This window comes from Novosphingobium jiangmenense, assembly GCF_015694345.1.
GTDB lineage: Bacteria > Pseudomonadota > Alphaproteobacteria > Sphingomonadales > Sphingomonadaceae > Novosphingobium > Novosphingobium jiangmenense.
This window is the reverse complement of record NZ_JADQDC010000011.1, coordinates 143,351-162,787: the sequence shown is the minus strand read 5'-3', so window position 1 is coordinate 162,787 and position 19,437 is coordinate 143,351. Positions and strand designations below refer to the sequence as shown.

The 19,437-nt window shown below is 63.6% G+C and carries 13 protein-coding genes; 5 read left to right on the top strand and 8 right to left on the bottom strand.

Annotated features, from left to right (window positions below; genetic code table 11):
* Nucleotides 1-285 precede the first annotated feature (285 nt).
* Nucleotides 286-1,512, bottom strand: a complete 1,227-nt coding sequence (locus I2488_RS15460; RefSeq protein WP_196276704.1) for a DGQHR domain-containing protein — start codon at nt 1,510-1,512, stop codon at nt 286-288.
* Between the two features lie 105 nt (nt 1,513-1,617).
* Between I2488_RS15460 and I2488_RS15455 the strand changes: the two genes are divergently transcribed.
* Nucleotides 1,618-2,595: an RluA family pseudouridine synthase gene (locus I2488_RS15455; protein ID WP_196276703.1), complete on the top strand. Its 978-nt coding sequence runs from the start codon at nt 1,618-1,620 to the stop codon at nt 2,593-2,595.
* A 78-nt stretch (nt 2,596-2,673) separates the two neighbouring features.
* Nucleotides 2,674-3,606 carry an RNA polymerase sigma factor RpoH gene (rpoH, locus tag I2488_RS15450; protein WP_196276702.1) on the top strand — a complete coding sequence of 311 codons (933 nt, stop codon included), beginning with the start codon at nt 2,674-2,676 and terminating at the stop codon, nt 3,604-3,606.
* A gap of 165 nt (nt 3,607-3,771) precedes the next feature.
* Here the strand turns inward: rpoH and I2488_RS15445 are convergent, their stop codons facing one another.
* From I2488_RS15445 to I2488_RS15430, 4 genes are all read right to left on the bottom strand, one after another.
* Nucleotides 3,772-6,891 carry a Dyp-type peroxidase gene (locus I2488_RS15445; RefSeq protein WP_196276701.1) on the bottom strand — a complete coding sequence of 1,040 codons (3,120 nt, stop codon included), beginning with the start codon at nt 6,889-6,891 and terminating at the stop codon, nt 3,772-3,774.
* An 18-nt stretch (nt 6,892-6,909) separates the two neighbouring features.
* On the bottom strand, nt 6,910-8,271 hold the full coding sequence (locus I2488_RS15440) for a cytochrome P450 (RefSeq protein ID WP_196276700.1): 1,362 nt from the start codon (nt 8,269-8,271) through the stop codon (nt 6,910-6,912).
* Nucleotides 8,268-11,264: an AAA family ATPase gene (locus I2488_RS15435; RefSeq protein WP_196276699.1), complete on the bottom strand. Its 2,997-nt coding sequence runs from the start codon at nt 11,262-11,264 to the stop codon at nt 8,268-8,270. Before I2488_RS15435 ends, I2488_RS15440 begins: the two co-directional genes overlap by 4 nt.
* A gap of 145 nt (nt 11,265-11,409) precedes the next feature.
* Nucleotides 11,410-11,847 (bottom strand): hypothetical protein, encoded by a 438-nt coding sequence (locus tag I2488_RS15430; RefSeq protein WP_196276698.1) that lies wholly within the window; start codon nt 11,845-11,847, stop codon nt 11,410-11,412.
* Between the two features lie 172 nt (nt 11,848-12,019).
* Here I2488_RS15430 and I2488_RS15425 point away from each other — a divergent pair, with 172 nt between their 5' ends.
* Together I2488_RS15425 and mtgA are read left to right on the top strand one after the other, a co-directional pair.
* Nucleotides 12,020-12,688, top strand: coding sequence for a cyclic nucleotide-binding domain-containing protein (locus I2488_RS15425; RefSeq protein WP_196276697.1), 669 nt, complete (start codon nt 12,020-12,022; stop codon nt 12,686-12,688).
* A 53-nt stretch (nt 12,689-12,741) separates the two neighbouring features.
* Nucleotides 12,742-13,464 (top strand): monofunctional biosynthetic peptidoglycan transglycosylase, encoded by a 723-nt coding sequence (gene mtgA, locus I2488_RS15420; protein WP_196276696.1) that lies wholly within the window; start codon nt 12,742-12,744, stop codon nt 13,462-13,464.
* Nucleotides 13,465-13,537: 73 nt separating this feature from the next.
* On the opposite strand, the gene I2488_RS15415 is transcribed toward mtgA, so the two are convergent.
* The 3 genes from I2488_RS15415 to I2488_RS15405 all read right to left on the bottom strand — a co-directional run bounded on the left by I2488_RS15415 (nt 13,538) and on the right by I2488_RS15405 (nt 18,352).
* Nucleotides 13,538-14,341, bottom strand: coding sequence for a hypothetical protein (locus tag I2488_RS15415; RefSeq protein ID WP_196276695.1), 804 nt, complete (start codon nt 14,339-14,341; stop codon nt 13,538-13,540).
* Between the two features lie 323 nt (nt 14,342-14,664).
* Complete coding sequence (locus I2488_RS15410; RefSeq protein ID WP_246465702.1) at nt 14,665-17,193, bottom strand: TonB-dependent receptor; 2,529 nt, start codon at nt 17,191-17,193, stop codon at nt 14,665-14,667.
* 364 nt (nt 17,194-17,557) lie between these two features.
* A complete protein-coding gene (locus tag I2488_RS15405; protein WP_196276694.1) occupies nt 17,558-18,352 on the bottom strand; it encodes a metallophosphoesterase family protein in 795 nt (264 codons plus the stop codon).
* A gap of 182 nt (nt 18,353-18,534) precedes the next feature.
* Here I2488_RS15405 and I2488_RS15400 point away from each other — a divergent pair, with 182 nt between their 5' ends.
* Nucleotides 18,535-18,972, top strand: coding sequence for a VOC family protein (locus I2488_RS15400; RefSeq protein WP_196276718.1), 438 nt, complete (start codon nt 18,535-18,537; stop codon nt 18,970-18,972).
* Nucleotides 18,973-19,437: the final 465 nt, after the last annotated feature.

Sequence of the window (19,437 nt, the reverse complement as noted above, 5' to 3'; positions counted from 1 at the left end):
GATACCGTTCCGTCACAGGCACTGCACGCCTCTCTGGCCAGTCCGCACTCAGCGCAATCCGCGATCTCGTCGATGGACGCTTCGCCGTCGCTTGATCGGCATCAGTGCCAACCACCTGAGCAGTTACGCAAAATCGCGCCGACAGATTTACTGTTAGGCCTATATAAAGTATATGCCCTGTCACTGTGACTAAAGCATAGCAGCCCGAGGCGCTAGGAATGTACCTAGTCCTATCACGACTAAAGTGTTCTGAACCCTCTACTTGGGGGGTCAACCGACTGACGTTCAAAGTTCTACATCCGTCGACAGACCAGTTTTGTGAAGTGCGAGAGCCATTTCCTGAACTATCACGCTAAGCGCTGCGGCGTTCAAAAAGCTTGATTTCCCCCCACTGTGCCAAAACTCCGGATGCCCTACACCCGCCCATTCCCCATCCATCGCCTCAAAGCATTGGGCAAGTGCACCCTGCATCATGTCCACCGTAAAGCTCTTCTTATCAAACATCCGCGTGAAAAATGGAATTGAGAACCGGCAAAATAACTCAATACCATTATATTTATATAGTGTGGTCGATTCTCCATCATCCAAAACTGCTGCAATTGCTTTCCAGTAATTCAAAAAAGCTTTCTTTTCCTTCTCAAAATCTTTGAATGCTCCCAAGGGGTTGTTTGGTGTAAGTACAAATTTTATAACAGATTTTACAAAAGACCTTTGATTGACCGCTCCTTTTACAGAGTCGTCATTAGCCATCTGTACTTTTCCATGCCATGGTGAGCCAACTTCGGAATTTAGATAATCAACCAATTTCAAAGCCTTGTCGACTTCGCCCTTTTCGACAGTTTTCAATATCCATCTCGGTAAGCTTGGAATGTCTTCAAAGGTCAAGGCGTCAGTTAATCGTGCAACTATTCTTTGCTCAACTGCTTTATCAACGCTTTTCTGAGTAGTGTTCACAATAAGAAAGTGACACATCTGGGCAATTGGAGTAAGGCCTGTTGCAATATTTACAGGAACTTCAAAATCCAGCACTCTTTCGTCGCGCTCGGCGGCAAGCTTTAGGCCCTCAAGGCGGTGCTGACCGTCAACAACGCTAAATGGACCAACGGCATCGGTGTCAATTGTAACCGTGTTATTGGTAGAGTTGGGGTAAAGCGTTTTATCGGTTGCCAAGAAAACGGAGGTAGGCAAAAATGCATCCTTCGTATCTTGTCCGGCGACAATGTAATCAGCCAAGCGTCTTGCGCGCGCTGTGTTTAAGAGTCTTTGGTAACCCTTCCCGCCATCTTCTGGATCGAGCGTGTCAACACTATAAAACCCGTCCCTAACCAGATCTCTGACCTTTATCGTCGTTGCCAGAATAACCAAGCTACCTTGCCGAGCTTGTGCGGCCGGGACTGTAATTGTCGCCATAAGATCCTCCAAGTTTTGAACACCGCAAAGTTTGCATGACTTTTCTGGCAGGGCAATACTTTCGTTGGCTAAAGGCAAAGATGTAGTTAACAACTGTGCCAAGTTATAATCTCCGCTTCCGCTTATGAGGGGCGCCGATTCCGGTCTGGCAATCGCTTTGTATTCTGCTCCTTGTACCCCACCCGCACCCTCCCCATATCCCACCCAATGGGGGCCGCTGATACGATCATTTCCGGAACCGTCGCGAGCGGAGGGCAGCGGCTCGACAAAGCTTTGGCCGATGCCTCCGGGCTGTCTCGCGAGCGGGTGAAGGCTTTGCTGGCCGAAGGGCGGATCAGTCTTTCGGGGAAGGTCGTTTCACAAGCTTCGGTCAAGGTTGCCGAGGGCACCGCCTTCGAAATCCGCGTGCCGGTAGCCGCGCCTGCCGAGGCGGTGGCGCAGGATATTCCGCTCAGCGTCGTCTACGAGGACGATGCGTTGATCGTGGTGGACAAGCCGGCGGGGCTGGTGGTGCATCCGGCGGCGGGGAATCTGGACGGGACGCTGGTCAACGCGCTGCTGCACCATTGCCGGGGGCAATTGTCCGGCATTGGCGGGGTGGCGCGGCCGGGGATCGTGCATCGTATCGACAAGGATACGTCCGGGCTGCTCGTCGTCGCCAAGACCGACGTGGCGCATGAGGGGCTGGCCAAGCAGTTTGCCGATCATTCGATCGTGCGCGCCTACAAGTGCGTGACGGCGGGCGTGCCGATGCCGCCATCGGGCACGGTGCGCGGGGCGATTGCGCGGTCAAGCCATGACCGCAAGAAGATGGCCTTGGTCGAGGACGGTCGCGGGAAGCACGCGGTGACGCACTTCCGCACGCTGGCGGCGCTGGATGGGGCGGCGCTGGTGGAATGTCGGCTCGAGACCGGGAGAACCCACCAGGTGCGCGTTCACCTTGCGTCAATCGGCCATGCGCTATTGGGTGATCCTGTCTATGGACGCACACCTTCAAAGCTTCGGCCGCTGCTCCAGCGGCTCGGGTTTCAACGCCAGGCGCTGCATGCGGCGGAACTGGGGTTCATTCACCCCGTTACCGGCGCGGCCCATCATTTCGCCAGCCCGACGCCCGTCGACATGCGGGAACTCATCGTCGAACTCTGCGCTGAAGGGCATGATGCAAAGCTACTGGCGATGTTGTAATGAAGGACTTTGGAGTCGTCCGCGAGGAGGCTCCGTTTGAGTGGTCCCGCCGCCGGTCGCCCATCAGGGGGCCGTCACATGGGAACCGACGCGAAGAAAGGACGTGTTCAGGTGAGTGAGGAAAGAAACGCTGTGACAGTACCTGCCCTTGGCGGGGAAGCCAGCCTCAACCGCTATCTCTCGGAAATCCGCAAGTTCCCCGTGCTTACGGCTGAGCAGGAATACATGCTCGCCAAGCGTTTCCAGGAACACCAGGATCCCGAAGCTGCCGCCCAGCTGGTGACGAGCCATCTGCGTCTCGTGGCGAAGATCGCCATGGGTTATCGCGGCTATGGCCTGCCGGTCAGCGAGCTGATCTCCGAAGGCAACATCGGCCTGATGCAGGGCGTGAAGAAGTTCGAGCCCGACCGGGGCTTCCGTCTTGCCACCTATGCGATGTGGTGGATCAAGGCTTCGATGCAGGAATTCATCCTGCGTTCGTGGAGCCTGGTCAAGATGGGCACCACGGCGGCGCAGAAGAAGCTGTTCTTCAACCTGCGCCGGATGAAGAAGAACCTCGAGGCGTTCGAGGATTCGGACCTGCATCCGGACGACGTGCGCAAGATCGCGACCGACCTCGGCGTGCCCGAGCAGGAAGTGGTCAACATGAACCGGCGCATGATGATGGGCGGCGATGCCTCGCTCAACGTCTCGATGCGCGAGGACGGCGAAGGTTCGTGGCAGGACTGGCTGACCGACGACCGCCCGCTGCAGGACGAGACCGTGGCCGAGGCCGAGGAGGCAAGCTATCGCCACCAGCTGCTGGTCGAGGCGATGGACAGCCTCAACGAGCGTGAGCGCCACATCCTGACGGACCGCCGCCTGATCGACGAGCCGAAGACGCTGGAAGAACTTTCGCAGGTCTACAACGTCAGCCGCGAACGCGTCCGCCAGATCGAGGTGCGCGCGTTCGAGAAGCTGCAGAAGGCGATCCAGCGGATCGCGGTGGAGCGCAAGCTGCTGCCGGCCTGATCTGGGTTGAGTGAATGGTACGAAGCGGCCGGGTGTTGAGCCCGGCCGTTTTCGTTTGGGGCCATTGCTTCGTCATTGCGAGCGGAGCGAAGCAATCCAGGGCGGTTCAGCACGACTCTGGATTGCTTCGTCGGCTTCGCCTCCTCGCAATGACGAAGTGAAGGGTTACGACATGTGCAGCCGGTCTGTATCCAGCGCGGCTCCGGCAAGGAACCACAGGGCATGTCGGCCGGGGAGGAAGAAGTAGCCGCCTCCCTTCAAGGTGACGTAGCGCTGGACGGGGCACAGCTCCAGTGGCGCATTGCGGCCGAGGATGGTGAAGCGCTGGTCTTTGCTCTCGCTTGGGCCCTTGTGCATGGCGAAGGGGTCGGGCTCGCATTCGAGGCCGTGGAAGGTGGGCGAGGCGAGCCAGGTTTGCTGGACGAATTCGAACTGGCGTTCGAGATCGGCGTTGAAGGCCATGAACAGCGTGCCGCGCGCGGTATCGCCATCATTGTCGAGGTAGGGGCGGCCTCGGCGCAGCAGGCGGTGGCGGTTGCTGACCGAGAGTTCCACCGGCTCGGTCGGCGCGAGGCTGTCGCGCGGGAAGGTGCGGCGCACATGGCTGCCGAAGGGGCAGCGCAACCCTTGCGGGTCGGCGTCCTTGTAGAGGAAGTCGTTCTTCCGCATCGCATCCACGCCGCTCTTCATCGCCGGGTGGAACGGGTTGTCGATCAGCGCCGAGCCATCGCGCCAGCGGCCGAGCATCTTGGCGGCGATCCATTCACGGGTGCGGTGGATGTTGCCGTTGTGCGGGTTGATGACGTCGGGCTGCTTGCAGATCTCGCGGGCCTTCTCGTCGAGTTGCTTGCGAAATCCGTCGACGTCCTGCGCGAGTTGGCGGATGACGAGGTAGCTGCCATTGCGGCCGAAATCGCGCGCGCGGGCGCCCTGGTCGGCGAAGTCCGGGTACTGCGTCGGCTGGTCGGGCGGGGGCGATGGGAGCAGGACTTCGGGCAGCATGCCCAAGGCGTCCATCTTGCGTTCGACCAGCGGGGAGGGCGGATAGTAGCCGCGGTTGTCGGTGTAGCCGAGGATGAACTCCCCGGGCTCGACGCCGTGGACCGGATCGGGCGCGCCGTGGCGTCCGGGGAAGCCGCGCACGAGCGGTTGCGAGACGCCGTCGACGAAGCCGAAGGGCTCTTCCGAAAGGTCGTCGTTGCTTGACTTGGCGTGAACGAAGCCGGGAGCATCGGCGGGAGCGGAAACGGAATCGTCGCTGTTTTCCCAAGCCTTTTTGAAGCTTTTGAGGTCGAAGCTCTTGAGGCCGGTGCGGATCGAGATTTTCTCGGTGATGCCCAGCTTTGCCGCATCGGCAACGATCCGCGCGAACTGCCGGGCCGAAGTCTTGTCCGAGGCATAGAGCAGCAGGACCACGTGCGTTTCGTGATCGCACCACTCCAGCTGGTCCGGATCGCCCAGCGCGCGCTTGCGGCTGGCGTGGGCCATGCCGAGCGAGAAGGCCGGCGGGAAGCCCTGTTCGGTGCCGGGACCTTCGAGCGCGAGTTCCTTGTCCAGCCCGAGCAATCGCAGCCCTTCCGCGGAAAACGCGATGTTGCAGACAAAGTCCTGCGGCGGCTTGTCGCCGAAGGCGACGAGATCGTCGGCGATCAGCCCGGCCAGCCACTTCTGCACATGCGCGTATGGGTGGGCGCTGCCTTCGCGGCGGGGCTCGCCGAAGTTGAGCGCGATGACGCGGCTGTGCGGATGGCGCTTCAGCCCGCCGAACATCAGCGTCTGGATCTCCTCGTATTGCAGACCATAGTCGGGGCGGGGGATCGAGCCGAACAGGTCGAGCCAGGCTTCGGCATCCGACGGGTTGGCTTCGAGGCGGTCCTTGCACAATAGGCCGCTGACGATCAGCGCGTGCTTGCGCATGGCCGTGGTCGATAGATCGGGGTGGGCGGCGAACCAGAACGGAGTGGGGCGCATCGAGCAGCGCGCGTAGCGCTTCATGCGGTCGCCATCCTCTGCGCCCTTGAAGAACAGGAAGCGGGTGGCGGGGAAGCCCTCGGCATTGCTCCAGACGGCGGTGACGCCTTCGGAGGCCTTGGTGATGAAGTCCTCGAGATAGCTTTCCCAGCTGCCGTCGTAGTTCGAGAAGAACACCAGCTGGCGCGTGCCGGGCAAGACGACCCAGCGCGCGGCGTGGATCGTGCCGATGGTGGCGAGGAAGCCTTTCCGCATCACGCCGATCTTGGCCATGATCGCAACGGCGGTGAAGGCGAGCGGCAAGGTCCAGCGGCGCACCCATGCCTTGCGCAGGGTGGTGACGCTGACCATGTGGTTGGGGATGACGCCGGGGGCGTTTTCCTTGGCCATCATCGCGCCGAGTGCGGCGGCTGACGGGGTGCGGTCGACCGGCGTGTTGGCGAGTTCGTCGCGGCGCAGGAACCATGCCACGGCGGCGACGATCAGCAGGGCAATGAACACGGCAGGGAAGATCGCGCCTTTGAACAGAGCGAAGCCGCTCGCGCCGCCGGCACAGCCGAGCATCAGGGCGAGGACGTAGCCGATCGCCAGCAGCGGCAGGATCAGGCCCTTGGCGTTGGCGAGGCCCTTGCCGACCCACCCCAGCGTCCAGCGCGAGCGCGCGAAATCGAGCCAAGGGGCATCGGCGCGTTCGCAGAAGGCGAGCTTGGGCGGCTTGCGGTCTTCGAGCTTGGCGAGGTCGCCCTTCAGTTCGGTGGCGACGACGCGGAACAGGCTCTGCGGGCCGTGGAGCGACGAGCGGGCGCGCTCGCGGGCGATGATCGCTCTTGCCTTGGCGACGATCTCGCGGTTCTCGTCGATGGTGCGTACGCCGAGCCCTGGCAGCCCGACGAACGGCAGGCCGGTCAGGCGGCGGTCGAGCAGCGGCACGCGGAACACGGCGGGGTTGATGCCGTAGGCGTGCTGGGTGAGCAGGGGCAGGACTTCGCCGATCGCACTGATGCCGCTGGTCAGCTTCAATACGGGCAGCAACAAAGGTCCGGCGTGCTGTGCGATCAGATCGAGCGCGCGGCCTGCGTCGCCATCGACGGTGGCCTCGATCACCAGATGCGCGCGGGCTCCGGGTGCTTCGGGCGGGATGGCGTGGATGCTGGCGAAGTGGACCACGCGGGTCTGGCGCAGGGCCTTGGCCATGGCTTCATTTGCAGGGTTGCCGAGTTCGGCGATCTCGCGCTCGATGTCGCCGACGTCGCACCATTCGGACTTGTCTCCGAAGGGGATGGCGACGGTGACGAAGTCCTGATTGACGCTCAAAGGCTGGATCCTTTGCGTTTACTGGCGGATGGCGGTGAAGCGCAGGTCGTCGGGCAGGTTCACGAAGGTGCCCAGTTTCGCGCCGGGCGCAGGTTCGATGCGGCCTGCGGTGGCGGCGATCGCTTCGGCGATGATGGTCCAGGCGATGCCGCGGCCGTAGCAGACGTGCGGGCCCTGCAGCGGGCCGGAGGTGATGTAAGGGCGAGCCGGATCGGGCGCGAAGCGGTGGGCTTGCGGAAAGGCGGCTTCGTCATGCGCGGCATCGCCGACAAGGGCGACCACGCGGTCGCCCGCCTTCAACTGCTCGCCGCGCCAGATGCAGGCATGGCGCACGCGGCGGACGAGCTGGCTGGTATCGGCAAGGCGGAGCATTTCGGCAATGATGGCGTCGCGCGCACGGGGCTCGAGCACGGGATCGCGCAGGCGCTCCACCAGCGAAGGCCAGGGAATGCCTGCCTCGCGCCCGCGGTCCGACGCGCTGAATGCGGCAATCTCCGACAGGACCTTGCCCACGATCAGCACCAGTGCCCCGGTCAGCTCGAACAGCACGCTACGGGCCTGCAGGCGGTAGTCGGCCACTTCGGAAAACTGCGGCTCCACCGCGACAAGCGCGCTGAGCAGGCTGGTTTCGGGCGCGACTTGCGGCATGTCGAACGCATCGTCGATGGCGGCGAGGCCGACGCTGGCGGTTTTCCCGGCGAGCCACGGCAACATGCCGGCGCTGGTGGTGATCGTGCCGAAGACGTGGCCGAACAGTGGCACCTGCAGGAACAGGGCGCTCAATGCATCGCCCAGTTCGTCCTTGCGCCGCAGTGCGGGGCCGCCCTTGATCAGGTTGCGCGCGAACAGCATGAGCGGCACCGGCCATGGCACGGTGCGCGGCGCGGGCACGCCCAGCACGCGGCGTGCCATGCGGTACGCCAGCAGGAAGGCATACTCGCGAACGAAGTTGATGGTTTCCGTGGTGCGCGCGCGGGGCTGGAGAACATCGAGGATGCCGGATGCTTCCTCGCGCGCCATTGCGGCGATCCAGCCGCGGAAGCCGGGATCGAGATTGGGTGGAAGCTTCGGGTCCACTCCGGGCAGGCGCGCATTCAACCAACCCTGCGCGGCGTGAAGCTGCCGGAGCCGCACCTGCCGGTTCGCGTCGTTCTCGCCCACCAGATAGCGCGTGCCGGGCAGGACCTGCTGCAGCAGCTCGTCATACTGCTGCAGCGAGAAGGTCTCCTCATCGCACAGCACGGCGCTGACCACTTCGTGCCGCGCGGCCGCGAAGACGCGGATGCCGCCCTTTTCCAGCGCGGGACAGCGGAGCAGGGCGGGCGCTCCAGGCTGGGCCAGCTGCCGGGCAGCCGCTGCGAGGACTGCCTGCTGGTTCATGCGATCTGTCCCCCGATGACAGCGAGCTTTTGTTGCAGCGAAGCAATGCCGACTTCGCCGATGCGCTTCACGAGTTCGTCGGCGGGTACGTCCTGCGCGCCCCACACGGCCATGCCGGTCTGCGCCTCGACCTCGCGACACAGGACCAGCGCGTGCAGTTCGTGCATGGCCTCGCCGCAGGAGCGGCAGTGTTCGAGCGCTTCGGCGGCAAGATCTGCGGCCTGCACGGTCTTGCCTTGTGCAAGCGCAAGCCGCGCGCGGGCTTCGTGCAGATAATAGGTGGCCGAAGTGCGGACGTCCCGGAAATGGCCGCGGGCGACCGACTCTGCCAGCACGGCCTCGGCCTCGCGCAGCCGCCCCAGTTCGATCAGCGTCAGCGCCAGCCAGCTGGCACTGGCCGGTTCGAAGCCGACGAAGTTGTGGCGCAGGCAATCGGCATAGGCCCCGCGCAGGATGCCAAGAGCCCGGTCGAAACGGCCTTTCCTGTAGTGCAGGTAGCCGTGGGCCAGGTCTGCCACCAACCGCGAGTAATCGTGCGCATAGCGACGCGACAGGTTGAGCGCTTCGGCCACCCATGAGCGCGCCTTGGCCGTGTCGCCGAGATCGGTGAGGTACCACGCGCCAAAGGCTCGGGCGAGGACGTGGGGGATGACCACCACCGCGCCGAAAGTCGAACCGCGCTGGCCGTCGTCAAGGCGGCTGCCGAGCCGTTCGATCCGCGCGATCGCTTCACGCGGCCTCGCCTGCGAGAATGCGAGGTACGCTCCGACCAGGTCGGCATAAGTCCGGCGCGGGATGCTGTCATGCGCATCGAGATCGGCCTCGGCGCGGGCAAGCCATGCCTCGCCCTTGAGCGGCGCGCCATCGATCCAGTCGAGCACGGCCATGTTGATGCGGGCGACGGTGCGGATGCCGGGCCCCATGTCGACCGTGCCGTCGGCCAGGAGAGCCATGTCCTCGCGCGTGACCTGCTCCTGCGAGAGCTGTTGCAGCGTGTCGAATGCGAGCAGCGAGAAGCGCGCGCGTTCGAAGGCAGCAGCGGCGGGATCGAGCCGCGCGGCCATAACACGCGCGCGCTGGTAGAGCTGGCGCACGGAATCGATCGCGGCGAGGCTGAGCGCCTGCTGGCTGGCTTCCCAGAGATGGGCCAGCGCCGGCTGGGGCTGGCCGGCCTTCTCGGCATGGGTGGCAAGTTCGGCGTGGCTTGCCGCTTCGCCTTCGTGCGATTGCCGGGTGCCGAGCATTTCCAGCGCCTTGGCGTGCATGGCCGTGCGTCGCCGCCGCGGCATGGTGCGGTAGGCGGCTTCCTGCACGAGCTGGTGCGTGAAGCGCGCCTGGTTCGCCACCGCGAACTCGACCACGCGGGCTTCGACCAGCCGGTTGATCGCGCTCGCCGGATTGCGGCAGACCAGCGCCGCGCCCTGCTGCAACCGGCTCAGCGGGAAAGCGGGACCCAGCGCGGCGCAGAACTGGCACAGGCGCGTGGCGTCGTCGTCCAGTGCGGCGAGCCTTGCGCCGAGCAGCGCGTCGAGCCGCGCGGGCACGCGGGCTGACGGATCGAAAGCCTCGCCGTCCTCTTCGGCCTGCGCGGTGACGGCAAACTCCTGCAGCGCCAGCGGCAGGCCCTCTGCGCGTTCGAGAATTCGGTCGATGGTGACGTCGTCAAGCGGAGCGAAGCGGTTGATCATCGCCACAAGGCTACGCGCGGCGGATGGGGCGAGGGGATTCAGCGCCAGCACCTCGTCGCAGCAGCGGGAGAGGCTGTCCCCGGCTTCCGGCCGCCCCGCCATCAGCATCTGCATGATCCGGCCTTCTCGGACGCCGCCGAGCACGGCAAGGCTTTCGCGGTCGAGGTACTGGCCATCGTCCACCAGCAGCAGCAGCGGCAGCTGGCTGACCGCCAACTGGAACAGCCGGAGGATGGTCTGCGTCGCGATGCGGTTGCGATCGCCCGGCGCAAGATGGGCAAGCCAAGTCTGGCGGTTGCCGACCAGTCCCTCAAGGCATTCGGTCTGCTCGGGCGTCAGCGTCGCTGCCAGCGCGACATCGGGCACCAGCGGTCGCAGCAGTTCCATCAGGTGGCGCACCGGCGCGCCGAGGCAGCCGAACGGTACCGGGGCGAGCAGCGCATTGCCGCGCACGACGAGCACGGTGACGCCGAGACCGGCCGCGTGACGCGCACCTTCCAGCAGGAGGCGGCTCTTGCCCATGCCGGCTTCTCCGAGAATGCCGAGCGCCCTGCCCGACGGGTCGTTCAGCAGGGACTTGACCGCATCGAGCTCGGCATCGCGTCCGATCAGCGGGCTGGTGGCATTGCCCTTGACCGGGATGCGATCACCCCCGGCAAAGTCCACCGCGGCCAGTTCGAACACCGCTTCGCCGCGCTGGTCGATCTCGCTGGCGATGGTGCCGAGCGGCAGCAGTTCGCACGGCTCGGCAATCAGCGAGACGGTGGTTGCCGAGATCGCCACGCTTGCGGGCGGGCAGAGCTTCTCGATCTGTCCGGCGACATGGGTGGCATGGCCGACGACGTCGAGGATGCTGCCGAAGTCGTTGTCCTGGCGGCGCAGCAGGATCGGGCCGGAATGGAGGCCGACGCGCGCGCGCGGTGCCGGGAGAATGCCCGAGGGACCGGTGCGCATCCGCTCGACAATGGCGCGGGCGGCCAGCGCGGCCCGGACCGCATGGTCCTCTACCGCCGGATGCACGCCGAACACGGCCATCACCCCGTCGCCCTGCACGCGCACGACCAGTCCGTCGAAATCGTGAATGGCCTTGGCAATGAGCGAGATCGTGCTGTCGAGCACGTCACGCGCATCTTCGGGATCGAGCACCGAGATGAGCCGGGTCGAGCCGACGATGTCGGCAAAGAGGATCGTGGCAAAGCGCACGGCTTCGATATCGCCCGACAGGGGCGGAACCTGCCCTCCCGTCGGCCCGGTGATGGGCTGCACCGGTTGCCCGGCAGCAGTATCGAATCCCTGGCCCCCCACGTCTCTGCCTCATGCCCCCATGACAGCCCGGTCGAATCCTGCGCCGAACGGACTGGCAGTGGCAGATATTCAGTTTGTGGTCTGAATCGCAACGAGAATCGGTTGTCCATCCGGACCGATTCGGCGGGTCCGGCTTCGGACGGGATCACGACAGGCCGAAGATCTGATGGCTGCTCGCCATCGCCGAGCGTTCGGGGATGCGCTCCATTCGGGCGCGGGTGAAACCGTCGCGGCGCAAGGGCAGGGGCGTTCCGGCAAGGTCGTGGCAGGGCAGGGCCGTGCCCGCGCGCGATACCCGGATCGACCAGCCCCAGCGGCGCTTGTCGCAAGCGAGGCCGAGGAACGCGTCGCATTGCAGCATCAGGCAGGGCGGTCGCAACTCGTCACGCGCCGCCAGGACGCGTGCGACATCGTCGTCCGACAAGGCGAAGCGGGCGATGTCGCATTCGTCCTCGCGCGGGAGCGGGCGCGAGCCGGTCGGCGTCACGATCTGCAGCGAGGGGCGCAGGATCGCTTCGCCAACGCGGCGGAACTCGACCTGCAGGGGGCCGGGACCTGACTTCCAGATGAGATAGCGCTGCATCAGCCTCGATGGCTCGTCATCGGCGGCAAGGCCTTTGACTTCATGGGGGTGGGGCTGACCCATATGCCGCCTCGAGCCACAAGTCGTCCGGTCCCAAGCGCACCGCCCCCTTGTGATTTGGCGCACATTCTCTAAGCCTTGGCCGTGAGATGCCGCAGGAACGGTGATAACTGTGTCCAATTCGAACCTTACGGTGCCGGACGACGTCCAGGCGGTACTTGCCCGGCACGGGCGGCAGATGCGCGTGCGCAAGGGACAGGTGCTGCTTGCCGTGGGGCTGCCGGCGACCGACGTCTATGTCGTGCTCGAGGGCAGCGTCACCGTCTCGCTGGTCTCGGCCCAGGGGCGCGAGACCGTACTTCGTACCATCGGCCCGGCCGAGATGTTTGGCGAGCTTGCCGCGATCGATGGCGAGCCGCGCTCGGCCGATGTGGTGGCGGTGGAGAACAGCACGTTGCTGGTGATTCCGGGCGCCACTTTCGCCGGATTGCTGGGAGTGGAGCCGGTCCTCTCGCTGTGGCTGGCGCGCTATCTGGCGCATCAGGTCCGCTACCTGACGAACCGCATCTACGAATTGTCGACGATGGGCGTGGGGCCGCGTCTCCAGGCCGAACTGCTTCGACTGGCAGGGGAAGCCGATGCCAGCGGTGCCGCCACGATCAGTCGCGTCCCGACCCAGGCCGAACTGGCGGCACGGATCGGCACCAACCGCGAGACGGTGACGCGCGAGTTCTCGCTGCTGATCAAGGAAGGGCTGGTGCAGCGCGAGGGGCGCCGGATCATCGTGCCTTCGGTTTCCCGGCTGGCCGACCGGTTGCATCGTTATTCACAGACGGCCTGAGCGCCCTCTCGAAGACGTTGCCAGACGGCCATGGGCGCGGATAGGTTCACGCCATGCTTGAACACCTGCGCAACCCGAACCGCCCCGCCACCGGCCGACCCGGCCCTGTCCGCCGCCTTGGCTGGCTGCTGGCGAGGTTGATCGCGGCATTCCTGATCATCTCGGTGGTCCAGGTGGTGATCTACAAGTTCGTGCCGGTGCCGATCACCCTGACCATGCTGATGGACGATCATCCGATCACCAAGGACTGGACGCCGCTGTCCGACATCGACCGCGACATGGTTGCCGCCGTGATCTCGGGCGAGGACGGCAAGTTCTGCCTGCACAACGGCTTCGATCACGAGGCGATGATGCAGGCGTTCCGCCGCAACCAGAAGGGCGGACGCATCCGCGGCGGCTCCACGATCAGCCAGCAGACCGCCAAGAACGTGTTCCTGTGGCAAGGTGGCGGCTATCTGCGCAAGGGGCTGGAGGCCTGGTACACCGTCCTGATCGAGACGATCTGGGGCAAGCGCCGGATCATGGAAGTCTACCTCAACGTGGCCGAGACGGGCATCGGCACCTACGGCGTGGAGGCCGGGGCGCAACGCTACTATGGCAAGAGCGCGCGGAACCTGAGCGCGGTCGAAGCCGCCCGCATTGCCGCCGTCCTGCCCTTACCCAAGCAGCGCGAAGTCAACGGCGCCGGCGGCTTCACCCGGCGTCACGGCAACGCCATCGCGCGGCGCGTGGGCGTGGTGAAGAACGATGCGCTGGATGCTTGCGTATATAACTGAGGGCGGGGCTTCTGCCGACCAAATCAAGGCATTCCCAGGCCGACGGATGAACGACCGCGTTTTCCAGAACCAGTCATTTGCTAATACAAGAAGCTTCAGAGTTTTGGCGGATGAAGTCAATCTTGGCCCCTATTTCGTGCGCGTCCCGTACGACTTGAGCCATGTCGGGACGCAAGGCATAGGCTGCCACAGCCCTTTCGATATCCAGTTCCAGCTCAGAGCGCGTTAGGCTAAAGGTGGTACTTATAGAGCATGTTGAGGCCCGCGCATTGGCGTCCTTCGCACGCTTTTGTCGATCACGCAGCCGCTCCCCGACCAGTTTTTGAACTATTTCCGCGAAGGGATCGGACCGCAATATTTCGAGTATCGGGGAGGCGCATTCGGCCACCGCCTGACCGAAGTCGATTGCTTCCTGCCGACTTGGAAATTTTCCTTTGTGAATCACTTCATTGCGCAATTCCGTTCGGGGCCTTGGCAAGAGCTTGGGAGGCGACCCGGTTTCGATCAAAAATGCCGCGATGAACGCCCCTAATTGCCGCTCCGATTGTTTGGCGAGCGATTTCCATGACAATCGAAACACGTCCGGCCCGATGCCGTTTTTTCGGCAAGCTGCTTCGACATAAAATTCGTAGAGACGTTCGAGAGCGGCGGTAAAGGAAGCGATAGCATCACGATAATAGCCATCAACGATTGCCTTGACGGCCATATCTGACAACAGTTCAAATTTCACGTCTTGTATGATCGTGAAAGTTTGATGCCCTTGGGGACATGTTGCTTCGATTACCCCATCATCAGGCAGGCGCATCATTGAGTGAGAGCTGAAATTGGGAAAGCCGCTTTGAACTTGGCATTCCATGCAAGAGATAATGACTTCCATGGAAAAATCCTAAATCCGTGGTCATGGAACATTGACCCAGAATTGGCCTTTCAATCAATTCCAAAAAAGGCCGTCCATCAGCAACCGGCAAAATTTTTGGCAGTTCCTTACCCAATCGTGGATGCCGTCGGAATGACCAGATACTTTGGAAGCCGTCGTTCACATCAACTGGTAGAAATGCCTGCTTTGTACCGAACTTGAATGTTGCCCATCGTGGAAACGACCAGCCGCCTTCCGGGTCGTCGTCACTACTTCACCCCCACCAACAAAAAACGCGGGAGAGTTGCCCCTCCCGCGCCTTTTTGTTCAGCCTTGCAGGCAGATCAGAACTCGAAGTGGATCGAGCCGATCACCGTGCGGGGCGAGCCGAATTCGACCTGCGGGTTGTTCGATGCAGCGGCCTGCGTCGACAGGTTGCCGATGTAGAACTTGTCGAACAGGTTGATCACGTTGAGCTGCAGATAGACGCCGCCCTTGTTGTTGACCTTGCCGAGGTTGATGCGGGCATCAAGGTCGACCGTGGTGTAGGACGGGGCGATCACGTCGTTGATGTCGGTCAGGAAGCGGTCGCCCACGTACTTGACCTGCGCACCGACCGAAACCGGCTCGAGATCGAACTGTGCGCGGCCACCGACCTGCCACTTCGGCGTTTCGGCGACGAACTTGCCCTTCGTCGGCGAAAGCACGGCACCGGCAGGCGAGACCACGTCGTCCTTCAGCTTCGCATTGGTGTAGGACGCGAAGGTGTAGAGCGAGAGCATGTCGACCGGGCGCACCGCAACGCTGGCATCGAAGCCATAGCTGCGCACGCGACCGACGTTGCGGTCGAGGTTGAGCGAGCTGCCGTCCTCGAGCAGCACCTGCGACGAGATGATGCGGTTCTTGTAGCCGATGTACCATGCGCTGGCCTGGGCCTGAACGACGCGGCTGGTGTAGCGCGCGCCGAGGTCGAAGCTGTTGGTGCGCTCGGGCTTGACCAGCGTGGTCGGCTGGATCTTCACGCCGTCGAACCCGTAGAGGTTGTCGGTGCGCGGGGCGGAGAAGCCCTGGCTGAAGTTGCCGAACACGCTCATCTGCGGTGCGAACTTGTAGACGAACCCGGCGTTGGGCAGAACCGCGCTGTAGGCGACCTTGCGGGCGGCGTAAGGTGCGGCGTAGGCGGGGAACTGCGCTTCGACGGCGGCGGCGCTCTGCGAGGTGCAGTAGGCGTCGTTCGAGCTGCCGGCGATGGTCCAGCAGTTGTTGGTCAGGTTGCGACGGAAGAACGGCGCACGCACGCCGGCCTGGATGGTCAGCGTATCGTCGAAGTACTTGCCGATGTATTCGCCCGCCACCTGATGCAGGATCGCGTAGGACAGGCGATCACGCTTCTGGATGACGTTGCCGGCAGCATCCTTGACCGCATCGGCATCATCGATGCCGCCGAAGACGTTGACCGGATTGCCGAACGCATCAAGGCGCGAGGCTTCGCCGGTCTGGCGGTGCTTGGCGCGGTCCCAGGTGTAGGCGAGGCGGATGGTGTTCTCGGGCGACATTTCATAACGCAGCGAGAACGTCGCGCCGAGGCGATGGGTGCGGGTGTTCGACGGGAAGTAGAGGCGGACGAGATCAGCCGTGTCGCCATCGCCGTTGATGTCCACGCCGCTGGCGACGCCCGCACCGATGCGGTTGCCCTGGCGGTTGTAGACGCCCGAAACGCCCTTGTTGGCATCGGCTTCGGCGAAGACCGAGGTGCCGCCGCCGTTGGCCAGAACGTACTGGTAGCTCGCGTCGAGCGTGGCGATCAGCTTCTCGCTGAGCGTGAAGCGCGAGTTGAAGCGGATGTTGCCGGTGTTCGACGGGTTGATCGAGGTGTTGTAGTAGCTGGCACAGGACGAGGTGTCCGACTGGCGGCCCGGGCCACCGGCCGTGCTCGGCAGAGTGCAGGTCGCGTCATTGTTGAAGTTGAAGATGGTGTCCTGCTGCGCTTCGGTCAGCTTGCCGAGATCGAGCGGCGATGCGGGCGTGATGCTGGCGGCAGCGGGGATCGTCGCCGCGCCGAGCAGCGTGCGCATGTCGTTCAGGCCGACGCGGCGATAAAAGTTGTTGCGGTTCTCGTTGTAGTGGCCGGCAAGGCTCACGAAATCGCCGTTTTCGCCGATCGGCTGGTAGACGCGGACGTTGTACTGCTGCTTGTGGATGCCGCCGGGGCCGCGGAACTGGTCGTACTTGGTGTCGCTGGCCGAGAAGAACGCACGGGTGCCGAACTTGGTGAACACGCCGGTGTCGATCACGCCGAACACGCGGTTGTAGTTGAAGGTGCCGTGCGAATAGTTGAGCGCGGCGCCCAGCTCTTCCTTGGGCAGGCGGGTGCGGTAGTTGACGGTGCCGCCTGCGGCGCTGGCCGTGGGGCTGTCGACGTCGGTCGCGCCGAAGTTGATGTTGACCTGCTCGATCAGTTCCGAATCAAGCTGCTGGTTGGTGTAGAGCGAGTAGTTGCCGGAATCGTTGACCTGGACGCCGTCGAAGGTGGCCGAGATGCGCGCGCCGTCGAAGCCGCGGATGCGCAGGTTGCCGCCGGCCGCGCCATAGGGGTCGGTGCTGGTGAAGTTCACGCCGGGGACGATGTTGATCGTGTCGAAGATCGCCTTGCCCGGGTTCTGGCGAGCGACCAGTTCCTGGGTGATGACCGCCTTGGCCTTGGGCGTTTCGGGCGACTTGAAACCGTTGACGGCTGCTTCCCCGCGCGCGCCGGTGACGACGATCGCCTCTTCGACGTCAACCGAGCCGGTCGACTGGGCGTGGGCTGCGCCTGCCATGGCAACGCTACCGATAGCGATGGTCGACGCCGCGACCAGGAACTTCATCTGCATTATCTGACCCCGTTTGCTGCGCCGGTGGGCGCGGTTGGAGCGCGGTTGGTCCGCGCTGTGCTTCGGTCAGCGGGAAGTTCAGCCCGGATCGCATCCGGGGAATCACTTAGTCGCCGCACCGTCGCGGGCGGCCTTAACCGCCCTCGCGGTTGCTCAAAACCGGTCTCAGGTGACACTATAATGACTTGGTTGCAGCTACGCGGCAGCGCCTGCTGCAGCTGCGCAACAAAATGTCGCAGATTTGGTTCTATTGTAATTTTAGATTGCCAATTTTGCTCAAAAGGCAGCACTTTCAACAACGCGTGGCATAGTCGCCACACTCAACAAAAATGTTGCAGTGCAGCGAGTTGCGGCCCGCGGCGGGTCAAGCTGCCTCGCGTTCCTCGGGTGCGATGAACGCGCTCAGCAGCCAGCGATCGTCGCCCTCCAGGCCCAGCGCCGTCAGCTTGCCGGTGACAAAGGCACCGGTGTCTATGCCGATGCGGTTGGGGCGCAGGTCCGGCTCTTCCATGATGGTGTGGCCATGGACCACGAAGTGCCCGTACGGCCGTTCATGCTCGAGGAATTCGCGCCTGATCCAGCGCAGATCGGATGTCATCTGCCGGTCGAGCGGAACACCGGGGCGGATTCCGGCGTGGACGAACAGATAGTCGCCGACGACGATCTGGTTCTCCATCGCCTCCATGAAGGCGATGTGGGCCGGCGGGATCAAGGCGTTCGCCCGCTCGCGGATCTCGTCGAGATTGCCGCGACTGTATTCCTCGGCGGTGAGGCCGTAGCTGAACAGCGTCTCCCTGCCGCCATGGCGCAGGAAGTAGCGCAGCACTTCGGTATCGCGCAGGCTGGCGAGCATCATCTCCTCGTGATTGCCGGCGAGCACGCGCACCCGGCCCGAGGCCATGAGCTGGATTGCCCGTTCCACCACGCCGCGGCTGTCCGGACCGCGATCGACCAGATCGCCGAGCAGGATCAGCAGAGTCTCCGCCTCGCCCCGCGTGGCATCGTCCTGGTCGATCTTCGCGAGAAGCTGCTCGAACAGGTCGAGCCGCCCGTGAATGTCGCCGATGGCATAGACGCGCCGACCCGCCGGGACAAACGCCTGCACCGGCGCGGACATTTCGGCGGGCTTGGAAAAAAGCGAACGAAGCTTGCTGAACATGGACCCTCGATTAGCGGGCGATATGGCCCTGCGCTGTGCGTGATGCAACACCTTTGGCCGACGGCGCCTTGCCGGTTCCATCAGGTGAAGCACGCAGGGGGAACCGCTTTGCCGCGCCTTGGGTTTCGGGCGCATCGTCGCTATCTTGTGCGATGACCGACCCTTCAATGGAAAGCGCAGCCTTGACCAAGTTCCTTCACACCATGATCCGGGTGACCGATCCGGACGCCACCATCGCCTTTTTCGAGCTGATCGGCCTCAAGGAAACGCGCCGCTTTTCCAGCGAGCAGGGCCGCTTCACCCTGATCTTCCTGTCCGCACCGGGGCAGGAGGGCGTGGCCGAGGTCGAACTGACGTACAACTGGCCGCCCGAGGACGGCTCACCTGCCGAGCAATACGCCGGGGGCCGCAACTTCGGCCATCTCGCCTACCGCGTCGACAACATCTACGACACCTGCCGGCGCATTCTGGATGCCGGGCACATCGTCCACCGTCCGCCGCGCGATGGCCACATGGCCTTCGTCAAGACGCCCGACGGCATCTCGATCGAGCTGCTGCAGGAAGGCCATCTGCCACCGCAGGAGCCCTGGGCGAGCATGCCTAACACCGGCAGCTGGTAAAAACCCGCCAGTTCGCTGAAGAATGGCCGACGGCGTCCGGAGCGATCCGGGCGCCGTTTTCGTTGTGCGTCAACAGGTTTTCTCCCGTGACCTGAAAAGGGTGGAGCACCTGCCCAAAAGGGCGTTGACTCCATGTTGCCCTGCAGCATTATCAATCTCGGACAGGCGTCATGGAATGGCCAAAAGGCCGCGCCCGTCGAAGGGGTATTGCTGACAACCTGAAGTCTGCCGCGCCGATGCGGCGGGGCTGGAGACGCTTCTGTCTTCGGCGACGGGACGGCTTTGCCTGCACGAACCGGACGGCTCGCGTCGCCGTCCAGGCCATGTTGCACTGCGACATGGAGCGAGGCGCAACGATATTGGGGATGGATGCACGGGAGAAGCGCACGGGCCGGATGGCCAGTCATAACAGGGGGTTGACCAGATGAAGAAGCAGACCGGACTGAAATCGCGAGCCATGAGGGC